This window comes from Methylophaga thiooxydans DMS010 (assembly GCF_000156355.1).
Taxonomy (GTDB): Bacteria; Pseudomonadota; Gammaproteobacteria; order Nitrosococcales; family Methylophagaceae; genus Methylophaga; species Methylophaga thiooxydans.
This window is the reverse complement of the sequence record NZ_GG657897.1, coordinates 270,966-282,166: the sequence shown is the minus strand read 5'-3', so window position 1 is coordinate 282,166 and position 11,201 is coordinate 270,966. Positions and strand designations below refer to the sequence as shown.

General features: G+C 47.4%; 8 protein-coding genes. 4 read left to right on the top strand and 4 right to left on the bottom strand.

The features are described from left to right. The first annotated feature begins 15 nt into the window (after nt 1-15). Entirely contained in the window at nt 16-372 is a 357-nt protein-coding gene (locus MDMS009_RS08265; protein ID WP_008290945.1) for a diacylglycerol kinase, read from the top strand. Here MDMS009_RS08265 and lgt read toward each other — a convergent pair. Next, entirely contained in the window at nt 356-1,144 is a 789-nt protein-coding gene (gene lgt / locus MDMS009_RS08260; RefSeq protein ID WP_008291058.1) for a prolipoprotein diacylglyceryl transferase, read from the bottom strand. The two genes, MDMS009_RS08265 and lgt, sit on opposite strands and share 17 nt — an antisense overlap. Before the next feature lie 296 nt (nt 1,145-1,440). Here lgt and MDMS009_RS08255 point away from each other — a divergent pair, with 296 nt between their 5' ends. The 3 genes from MDMS009_RS08255 to MDMS009_RS08245 all read left to right on the top strand — a co-directional run bounded on the left by MDMS009_RS08255 (nt 1,441) and on the right by MDMS009_RS08245 (nt 3,810). Further along, nucleotides 1,441-2,151 carry a TorF family putative porin gene (locus tag MDMS009_RS08255; RefSeq protein ID WP_008291101.1) on the top strand — a complete coding sequence of 237 codons (711 nt, stop codon included), beginning with the start codon at nt 1,441-1,443 and terminating at the stop codon, nt 2,149-2,151. A gap of 62 nt (nt 2,152-2,213) precedes the next feature. Continuing rightward, entirely contained in the window at nt 2,214-2,552 is a 339-nt protein-coding gene (locus MDMS009_RS08250; protein WP_007144177.1) for a P-II family nitrogen regulator, read from the top strand. A 19-nt stretch (nt 2,553-2,571) separates the two neighbouring features. Beyond that, nucleotides 2,572-3,810, top strand: coding sequence for an ammonium transporter (locus tag MDMS009_RS08245; RefSeq protein WP_008291032.1), 1,239 nt, complete (start codon nt 2,572-2,574; stop codon nt 3,808-3,810). A gap of 99 nt (nt 3,811-3,909) precedes the next feature. Here the strand turns inward: MDMS009_RS08245 and hemE are convergent, their stop codons facing one another. From hemE to gltB, 3 genes are all read right to left on the bottom strand, one after another. Next, nucleotides 3,910-4,974 carry a uroporphyrinogen decarboxylase gene (gene hemE / locus MDMS009_RS08240; RefSeq protein WP_008291121.1) on the bottom strand — a complete coding sequence of 355 codons (1,065 nt, stop codon included), beginning with the start codon at nt 4,972-4,974 and terminating at the stop codon, nt 3,910-3,912. A 114-nt stretch (nt 4,975-5,088) separates the two neighbouring features. Continuing rightward, a complete protein-coding gene (locus MDMS009_RS08235) occupies nt 5,089-6,492 on the bottom strand; it encodes an FAD-dependent oxidoreductase (RefSeq protein ID WP_008291134.1) in 1,404 nt (467 codons plus the stop codon). Between the two features lie 22 nt (nt 6,493-6,514). Next, nucleotides 6,515-10,999 carry a glutamate synthase large subunit gene (gene gltB / locus MDMS009_RS08230; RefSeq protein ID WP_008291003.1) on the bottom strand — a complete coding sequence of 1,495 codons (4,485 nt, stop codon included), beginning with the start codon at nt 10,997-10,999 and terminating at the stop codon, nt 6,515-6,517. Nucleotides 11,000-11,201 lie beyond the last annotated feature (202 nt).

Here is an 11,201-nt window from a genome sequence, read left to right as displayed (position 1 = left end):
CTCGCTGAGGAATTTATGGAAAAGAACCGTGGTATCAAGCGTCTGTTTTACGCGTTAATCTACTCTTGGCAAGGCTTGAAATCAGCTTTGAAACATGAAGAAGCATTCCGTCAGGAATTTATTGCTTTTGTCGCTTTGACCATTTTCAGTTTGTTTCTGGATGTCACAGCCTTCGAGCGCCTAATCATGATCAGCACATTAGTATTAGTGATGATCGTCGAGGTGCTCAACTCCGCCATTGAAACCACAATCGACCGGGTCAGTTTTGACAAACACAAACTCTCGGGCAGAGCGAAAGATTATGGATCGCTTGCGGTTTTAATGACGATATTAATTGCCACAGCCAGCTGGCTGACTATCCTGTTTTTGTAACCCGGTCACGTTTGTATGCCCACATCATCATTGCTAAACCGCCGATGATCATGGGTAAACACAACACCTGACCCATGGTCAGCCAGTCAAACGCCAGGTAACCGTACTGCGGATCTGGAATGCGAACAAATTCAACGATAAAGCGGAATAGCCCATAAACTAATAGGAAAAGGCCTGATACCGCAGCCCGTGGGCGCGCTTTTGCAGAGAATAACCAAAGAACAATAAACAGTAATAACCCTTCTAATGCCGCCTGATAAAGTTGTGACGGATGTCTTGGCAAAGGTCCAGCACCGGGAAACACCATCGCCCATGGCACATCACTCACGCGGCCCCATAACTCACCGTTAATAAAGTTACCGATCCGTCCCAGCATCAAACCAATCGGCACCATCGGCGCAATAAAGTCACTAATTTCAAAAAAGGATTTACCCGTTTTTCGGCCGAAGTACCAAAATGCAACTAATACCCCTAATAAACCACCATGGAAGGACATCCCGCCCTGCCAGATTTTTAGTAAGTTAAGCGGGTTATCAAGATTGGCAAGTAAATCGTAAAAAAGGGCATAGCCGAGACGACCACCTAAAATCACCCCGATGGCGCCATAAAATAATAAATCTTCTAACTGATTAGTTTGCCAAGCAAAACGTGGGGCCCGATAGCGGCCCAGCAACCACACAAAAACAAAACCTAAAAGATACATCAGGCCATACCAATGGATAGCTAACGGCCCAAGGCTTAAGGCAACAGGATCAATGTGTGGGTAAGTCATGGTGCACTCTCTTAAATAGACGCCGCCATCATAGCAAGGAAAGTCTTTCAAATCTAAGACAGGCTAGTCAAATACGCACCAGTTTGATCCGGCACGAAAATTTACTGCACCAAAATGATCCTATTGTGTACAATCATGGTTAGCACTCATGACCTACATCACTGTTTTAAAAGGGTTTTGTGAAGTTGGCATAGTATCTGCTCAACTTGTTGCAGTCTGAATACAAAGTGTTGCAAAAGACCAACGCAAGATTCAAATGACTACACAACAAAATGTTTAAAACCGAGGAGTAACACATGAAATTAAGTAAGCTTTCAGCATTATGCTTTGCAGCTACAACAATGTTTGCAGCATCATCTGCAATGGCCTGGGAAAGTGAAGACGGCGCACATTCAACCAGCGCGAGCGTAGCATTCTCTTCTGAATATATCTGGCGTGGTGTATCACAAACTGACGGTGACCCAGCAATCTCAGGTAGCTTAGATTATTCTCACAGCAGCGGTTTCTACGCTGGTGCTTGGGGTTCTAATGTAGATTACGGAGATGATGCAAGCGCTGAGTTTGACGTCTACCTTGGTTATGGCGGTGAATTTGGTGACACAGGCATCGGTTATGACGTTGGTTTCCTGCGTTACATGTTCCCAGGCGAAGATTATAACTTCAATGAAGTATACGGCTCTTTGAGCTATAGCATCTTCTCTGCCGGTATCGCTTACTCAAATGACACTTTAGGTTCAGATGAAGATGGCTACTACTACTATGTAGATGCTAGCTATGATCTGCCAATGGGCCTTAATTTGTACGGTGGTTATGGTGTATATGATGCTGATGAAGCAACATTCACCGATGGTGTAGACGATTATGGTCACTACTGGATTGGCGTATCTAAGGATGTAGCAGGTTTCACTCTGGATCTGTCATACCAAGATGCTGACAGTGATGCTGAAGATTGGGCCGGTGATTTGGCTGAAGAAACATTCCTGTTCTCAGTATCGAGATCATTCTAAGCTTCTTACTACTCCCTTCTCGATGGTGAGAAGGGAGTTTTTCTACAGAAGGAAATTTACTTATGAAACAAGTAGTAGCAATTATCAAGCCTTTCAAGCTTGATGATGTCCGGGAGTCGCTCTCCGAAATCGGCGTGCAAGGCTTAACCGTTTCAGAGGTGAAAGGTTTTGGACGTCAGAAAGGTCACACGGAACTGTACCGTGGAGCCGAGTACGTCGTTGATTTCCTGCCTAAATTGAAACTGGAAATTGCCGTCGACGATGACATCGTCGAACAAGTTATCGAAGCCATCATCAAAGGTGCTAATACAGGCAAGATTGGTGACGGTAAGATCTTTGTTTACCCATTAGAGCAAGTGGTTCGGATTCGCACAGGCGAAACCGGTCCTGATGCCCTATAAGCTTGAGGAGTAGATAATAATGGAAAATGAAATCTTCCAACTCCAATATGCATTGGATACCTTTTACTTCCTAGTAAGTGGTGCCTTTGTTATGTGGATGGCGGCTGGCTTTGCCATGCTTGAGGCTGGTCTGGTTCGTGCAAAAAACACAACTGAAATCTTAACCAAGAACGTGATGCTTTATGCCATTGCTTGTACGGCTTATCTCGTTGTTGGTTATGACATCATGTATGGTGGCGGTATCTTCCTAGACGGTATTGTTGGTGACGGTGTCACCGGTGCTGCTGAACCAGCAACTTATGCGCCTTCTGCTGACTTCTTCTTCCAGGCAGTGTTTGTAGCAGCAACGATGTCTATCGTGTCTGGTGCAGTTGCTGAACGTATGAAGTTGTGGTCTTTTGCAGCATTTGCTGTAGTTATGACTGCGTTCATCTATCCGCTCGAGGGTTCTTGGACTTGGGGTGGTGCAGACGTATTTGGTTTGTACAACCTTGGCGATCTGGGTTTCTCTGACTTTGCTGGTTCAGGTATCGTTCACATGGCCGGTGCTGCTGCAGCATTAGCAGGTGTTCTGTTACTGGGTGCTCGTAAAGGCAAATATGGCCCTAACGGTGAAATTCACCCAATTCCAGGTGGTAACTTGCCTTTAGCTACAATCGGTACCTTCATCTTGTGGATGGGCTGGTTCGGTTTCAACGGTGGTTCAGTACTCGCGACAGCAACTGTCGAAAGTGCGAACGCTGTAGCAGTCGTGTTTATGAATACTAACGCGGCGGCGGCAGGTGGTGTCTTAGCAGCTCTTATCGTTGCCAAACTCATGTTTGGTAAAGCGGACCTGACAATGATCCTTAACGGCGCATTAGCTGGTCTGGTTGCGATTACTGCTGGTCCTGATACTCCAACACCATTAATGGCGACAATCATTGGCGCAATCGGTGGTGTCATCGTTGTATTCTCAATTGTCTTCTTAGACAAATTGAAAATTGATGATCCCGTTGGTGCTATCTCAGTCCATGGTAGTGTTGGTCTGTGGGGTCTGTTTGCAGTACCTCTGACTAACGATGGCGCAAGCTTTACCGGTCAATTAGCTGGTGCAGCAACCATCTTCGTATGGATGTTCGTTGCTAGTCTTGTCGTCTGGTACATTCTGAAGCTGGTCATGGGTATCCGTGTCACTGAGGAAGAAGAGTATGAAGGCGTTGATTATGTGGAATGTGGTATGGAAGCATACCCAGAGTTCACTAACAGCGGTAAATAAGTCTTAACAGACATACTCCTAAAAAGAGAGGGACAGGTTTCGACCTGTCCCTTTTTTTATGTCTACGTGAAATACACTCGCAATCAGCGAGATAAACGACTATTGATGATAAGGCTTGCTGTGGGTATGAACAGCATCAACCAGTCTTGCCATATTCTCTGGATCCACTGCTGGATGAATACCATGTCCTAGATTGAACACATGACCTGTGCCTTTACCAAAGCCGGCCAGAATTTTCATCACTTCTCGTTCAACCGTATCACCTGATGCATACAAAACGCAGGGATCCATATTGCCTTGCAGCGTCACTTTATTGCCGACACGTTGGCGTGCTTGTGTAATATCTGTGGTCCAGTCCAGCCCTAAACTATTGACCCCGGTTTCTGCCATAGCTTCCAACCATTGGCCGCCACCTTTGGTAAACAAGGTGACAGGTACTTCTCGCCCATCGGCTTCACGCTGTAAACCAGAAATGATTTTCTTCATATATGCCAGAGAGAATGCGTTGTAATTTTCAGGACTTAATAAACCACCCCAGGTATCAAAAAGCATGATGGCTTGTGCACCGGCTTGAATCTGGGCATTGAGATAGGCAATCACTGAATCAGCCAACACATCCAGTAAGGCGTGCATTTGGTCAGGCGCATCAAACATCATGCCTTTGATTTTGGCAAAGTCCTTACTCGAACCACCTTCTATCATGTAACAGGCAAGTGTCCATGGGCTTCCACTAAAGCCAATCAAAGGCACTTTGCCATCGATCTCTCTGCGTGTCAGACGGATCGCATCCATCACATAACCCAAACTATCTTCCATATCAGGCACCGTTAGATTTTTTATATCTGCCGGTGTTTGTATGGTTTTGGAAAATTTCGGCCCTTCACCAGTGACAAAATGAAGGCCTAGACCCATTGCATCGGGAATAGTCAAAATATCTGAAAAGATAATCGCCGCATCTAAATCATAGCGACGTAGTGGTTGCAAGGTAACTTCGCAGGCCAGTTCCGGTGTGCTGCATAAGGTCATAAAGTCACCCGCTTTGGCACGCACCTCACGGTATTCTGGTAAATAACGACCTGCCTGACGCATCACCCATACCGGTGTTTTATCGACTGGCTGTTTCAGTAATGCTCTCAGATAACGATCGTTTTTTAATTCCGTCACAAATTCACCTTACTTCATGCCCTTACGGCATTGTCAGATACAAAAAAGGCCTGATCATACAGGAATAAGAATTCAAGCATGAACAGGCCTTAGTGTTTGGTTTTACGATTTAGTTCAAATATCGAGGTAATCCAGAATACCTTCTGCTGCTTGGCGACCTTCCCAAACGGCTGTTACAACGAGATCGGAGCCACGTACCATATCACCACCGGCAAAGATTTTCGGATTAGTTGTCTGGTAGGCATGACCACCATCTGCAGGTGCCACAACACGACCACCATCATCAATGCTGATATTAAAATCAGCAAACCAAGGGGCTGGACTTGGACGGAAACCAAACGCGATAACAACGGCATCGGCTGGAATAATTTCTTCACTACCCGGCACCGGTTCAGGACGACGACGGCCACGTTCATCTGGCTCACCCAACGCGGTTGTGACCACTTTGACACCTTCAACCTTGCCATCACCGACGATTTCAACAGGTTGGCGGTTCCATAAGAATTGCACACCCTCTTCTCGGGCGTTGTTCACTTCACGACGTGAACCCGGCATATTTTCTTCATCACGACGGTAAGCGCATGACACACTGCTCGCACCTTGACGGATCGCCGTACGGTTACAGTCCATCGCCGTATCACCACCACCCAGTACCACTACGTTTTTACCTTCCATGCTGACATAGTTATCTGTCTTCATATCAAGTAAGAATTTGTTGTTGGCAACAAGATAAGGCAAAGCTTCGTGTACGCCTGGCAGCTCTTCACCTGGGAAGCCACCTTTCATGTAAGTGTATGTGCCCATGCCTAGAAATACGGCATCGTACTCATCTACTAGGCTTTGGAAATCAACGTCTTTACCGACTTCGGTATTAAGACGAAACTCAACACCCATGCCTTCCAATACTTCACGTCGACGCTGAACAACGGCTTTTTCCAGTTTAAATTCTGGAATACCGAAAGTCAGTAAGCCGCCGATTTCAGGGTATTTATCGAACACAACTGGTTGAACACCGTTACGAACCAGAACGTCCGCTGCACCTAAACCAGCAGGGCCGGCACCGATCACAGCAACTCGCTTACCGGTAGCGACCACATTCGACAAATCAGGGCGCCAGCCCTGTTCGAGAGCAGTATCGGTAATGTACTTTTCAACAGAGCCGATGGTGACCGCACCGAAACCATCATTCAGGGTGCATGCGCCTTCACACAGACGATCCTGAGGACAAACACGCCCACAAATTTCCGGTAAGGTATTGGTGGCGTGAGATAACTCCGCCGCTTCTTCTAGATTGCCTTCACTAACCAGTTTTAACCAGTTAGGGATGTAGTTATGTACCGGGCATTTCCATTCACAATAAGGATTACCACATTCCAGGCAGCGATCTGACTGTTCTGCAGATGAGTCTTTATCGAATTCACCGTAAATTTCGCCAAACTCCTGAACACGTACTTTGGCATCCAGTTTCTTCGGGTCAACACGACCTACGTCTAAAAATTGAAAAGTATTTTTTGTCATAATTATTTCTGTACTGTGTCCGTTATGCGGCTTTAGTGGCCAGTTTCAACAGTCCGTCCATCGAAGCGGCTTTAGGTTTCACCATCCAGAACTCTTTAATGCGCTGGTCAAATGCATCCAGCAGCTGATGGCCCCAGACACTGCCTGTTTCACGTACATGATCTTCAATCATGCCTTTCAGGAACAACGCAGGCTCTGACATTTCCGCAGTATCAATGCGAACCAGTTCAACCAGCTCTTTGTTGTAACGCTCAGCAAAGCTGTTATCACTATCAAGAACGAATGCCAGACCACCGGTCATACCTGCACCGAAGTTAAGGCCGGTTTCACCCAGAACGGCGACGACACCACCGGTCATGTACTCACAACCGTGATCACCAACGCCTTCAACGACTGTAGTAGCACCTGAGTTACGCACGGCAAAACGTTCGCCGGCATTACCTGCAGCATACAAGGCACCGCCTGTTGCGCCATACAGACAGGTGTTACCGATGATGCTGGCTTCCTGTGTCTCAAATTCACTTTCTGGTGATGGGTAAATAACTAATTTACCGTCAGCCATACTCTTACCAACGTAGTCGTTAGCATCACCTTCAAGGTACATTTCCAGACCACCGGCGTTAAATACACCAAAGCTCTGACCCGCTGAACCTTTCAGGCGCAAACGAATGGGCTTATCTGCCATACCGTAGTTGCCATGCACTTTGGCGATTTCACCCGACAAGCGTGCACCCAAAGAACGATTGATATTACGCACATCGTAGCTGAACTCACCGCCCGTTTTGTTAACGATGCTCTCTTTAATGTCGACCACCATCTGCTCAGCCAGCTCACCTTTGTCATAAGGTTCGTTTTTCGGCTCAAGGCAGAATTTTGGTTTATCAGCAGGCACACCGGCATCTGATAACAAAGGTTGCAGATTCAGTTTTTGCTGCTTGCTGGTTTCACCCGGCAGAATTTCAAGCAGATCGGTTCGACCAATCAAATCCTGCAAACTGCTGACACCCAATGCTGCCAGCCATTCCTGCGTTTCACGGGCAACGAACTGGAAGTAGTTCATTACCATTTGCGGCAACCCAATAAAGTGTTGCGTACGCAGTTTTTCGTTCTGTGTTGCAACACCGGTCGCACAGTTATTCAAGTGACAAATACGCAGGTATTTACAGCCTAATGCGACCATTGGCCCGGTACCAAAACCAAAGCTTTCAGCACCGAGAATTGCGGCTTTGATGACGTCCAGACCGGTTTTCAGACCACCGTCTGTTTGCAGACGAACTTTGTCACGCAAATCATTGGCACGCAGTGTTTGATGCGCTTCTGACAGCCCCAACTCCCATGGACCACCGGCATATTTCACCGAGGTTAACGGGCTGGCACCAGTACCACCATCATAACCAGAGATGGTGATCAGGTCAGCGTAGGCTTTCGCCACACCGGCAGCAACCGTACCAACACCGGCCTGAGAGACCAGTTTCACTGAAACCAGGGCTTCAGGATTAACTTGTTTCAGGTCAAAGATCAGCTGTGCCAAATCTTCAATCGAATAGATATCATGGTGCGGTGGTGGCGAAATCAAAGTGACACCCGGCACCGAGTGACGCAGGCTTGCGATCATTTGATTGACCTTACCGCCCGGTAACTGACCACCCTCACCTGGTTTCGCGCCTTGTGCGACTTTAATCTGTAGCACCTCGGCATTCACCAGATAGTGCGGCGTCACACCAAAACGACCAGAAGCGATCTGTTTGATCTTGGAAACACGTTCATTGCCGAAACGATCCGGATCTTCACCACCCTCACCCGAGTTCGAGCGACCGCCTAAACGGTTCATCGCAACAGCTAACGCTTCATGCGCTTCCGGTGACAAGGCACCCAATGACATACCCGCGCTGTCAAAGCGCTTGAGAATGTGACTGACGTCTTCCACATCATTAATTTCAAGAGGTTTGTCAGCCAGTTTCACCTTCATCAGGTCACGCAGCACCATCGGCGCACGTTCGTTAACTAATGAGGCATAGGCTTTATAGTCATCGTAGTTACCACCTTGCACGGCTTTTTGCAGCGTAGCGATAACATCAGGGTTGTATGCATGATATTCACCACCATGGATGAATTTGAGCAAACCACCTTGACCACGTTTCTTACGTTGATTCCAAGCTTGTTTGGCCAGCTTTTTATCATCGGCTTGTAAATCATCGTAGCCGGTACCACTGACACGACTCGTCGTCGCGGTGAAACATTTATCAACCACTTCATCATTGAGGCCGACAATTTCAAACAATTGCGCGCCACGGTAGCTGGCAATGGTTGAAATACCCATTTTCGAGATGATTTTGAACAGGCCTTTGTTGATACCTTTACGGTAACGACGCGCCAGTTCAGCACGATCAAGAGCTTTAATCTCATTCGAATGAATCATGTCATTCAAGCTGGCGTAGGCGAGGTATGGATAAATCGCTGTTGCGCCATACCCCAGCAATGTACCGAAGTGGTGAGGGTCACGCGCTGTCGCGGTTTCGATAATCATATTGGCATCACAACGCAGACCCGCTTGGATCAAACGTTGATGAACTGCACCCGTTGCCATCAAGGCATGAATCGGCAGCGTGCCCTCTGTAATATCACGATCGCTTAGCACCAGTACCACCGTACCATTCGCTACAGCTTGTTCTGCTTTATCGCATAATGCATCTAACGCCGATTCCAACCCTGTGTTCGCATCATAATTCAACGACAAGGTAATCGATTTGTATTCGGCATTGGTTTCACCCAACGCTTTCACCTGACGGAATTGGCTTTCTGATAGAACAGGCGAGGCAACCACAACGCGCTGAGCGTGATCTTCGCCTTCTTCAAACAAGTTACGCTCTTCACCGAAACAGGTTTCCAGTGACATAACGATATTTTCGCGCAAAGGATCGATTGGCGGGTTGGTAACCTGCGCAAACTGTTGGCGGAAATAGTCATACACTGAACGGACGTGCTGAGATAAAACAGGGAAAGGCGTGTCATCCCCCATCGAGCCAATCGCTTCCTGACCGGCTTCACCTAAAACACGGATAACCTGGTCACGCTCTTCGAAGGTGACATTGAACAGTTTTTCGTAAACTTTGTACTCATTGCCTTCAAGGGTTGGGCCTGTTTCATCGTCTTCACTGTCTGTAAGACGTTGCAGGTTATCGTCCAGCCATTGTTTGTAGGGTTGCGCTGACTTGAGTTGATTGTCGATGTCTTCTGGCATCAACAAATCACCTGTGTGGGTATCCACTGCCAGCATTTGGCCCGGTTTCAACCGACCTTTCGCAACTACATCTTCTGGTTTGTATTTCCAAACACCGACTTCTGACGCCAACGTGATGTGGCGGTCTTTCGTGATGATATAGCGAGCAGGACGAAGACCATTGCGATCCAGCGTACAAGCAGCATAACGACCGTCCGTCATTACGACACCAGCAGGACCATCCCATGGCTCCATGTGCATGGAGTTGTAGTCATAAAATGCTTTCAGGTCTGCATCCATAGTCGGATCGTTCTGCCATGCCGGCGGAATCACCAGACGCATTGCACGGAACATGCTGACACCACCGGCCAACAGGGCTTCCAGCATATTATCCATACTGGATGAATCAGAACCGGTTGTGCCTACTAATGGACGAATTTCGTCCATATCTTCAATCAGCGATGTCGCAAATTTTGCACCACGTGCCAAGGCCCAGTTACGGTTACCTTGTACAGTATTGATCTCACCATTGTGCGCCAGCATGCGGAAAGGCTGCGCCAGTCGCCATTGCGGCATCGTGTTGGTAGAAAAGCGTTGGTGGAACACAACAATTGCGGTTTCCATGCGCTTATCATTCAGATCTTTATAAAAGACCGGCAGATAAGATGGCATAACCAAGCCTTTGTACGACACAACATGTGATGACAGACTGGTGATGTAAAAGTCCTGATCATCTGTAATCGCTTTTTCAGCCAGGCGTCGTGCGATATAAAGTTGGCGCTCAAAGTCAGCTTCGTTCATGCCTTCTGGCGCATTGACGAAAACCTGACGCATCATCGGTAATGACTTCAGCGCTTGCTCACCACATGCAGACTCTGCATCTACCGGCACATCACGCCAGCCCAGAACTTCCAGGCCTTTAGCAGCAAGTTTTTCATCAACAATCGCTTGAGCCGCTTTGGCTTTAGCATCGTCGTTAGATAAAAACACCATACCGACTGCGTATAACGGCGACAGAGAAAAACCAAGTTCTTTGGCAATCGCCTGGAAGAAACTATCTGGTTTTTTCAGGAGCAGGCCGCAACCATCACCCGTTTTACCATCTGCGCCAATTGCACCACGGTGGGTTAAGTTACCCAAAGCTTCAATCGCCGTTTCGACTAACCAATGGCTTGCCTTATCGTCCATCTGGGCGATTAGACCGAAACCACAGTTGTCTCTCTCAAATTGCGGTCTGTAAAGACCTTGATTCATTTCTGTTGGCTGACTCACGTCACGTACCTTCATATTAGTTAAGCGCCGTCACTGCTCTCCCGTCGGTTACCCGGCGGTACTTGGCGTTTGTCGTCAAGGAGCGTTGACCAAATACGGCAGAAAGGATCCACTATTATAGCGATCGATGCCCTGCCATTCAATTATTCCGTCATTATTGCGACCAAAAAATCTCGGTTAAATTTTCCTATTTTCAATAAAATAGCTAAAATGCACT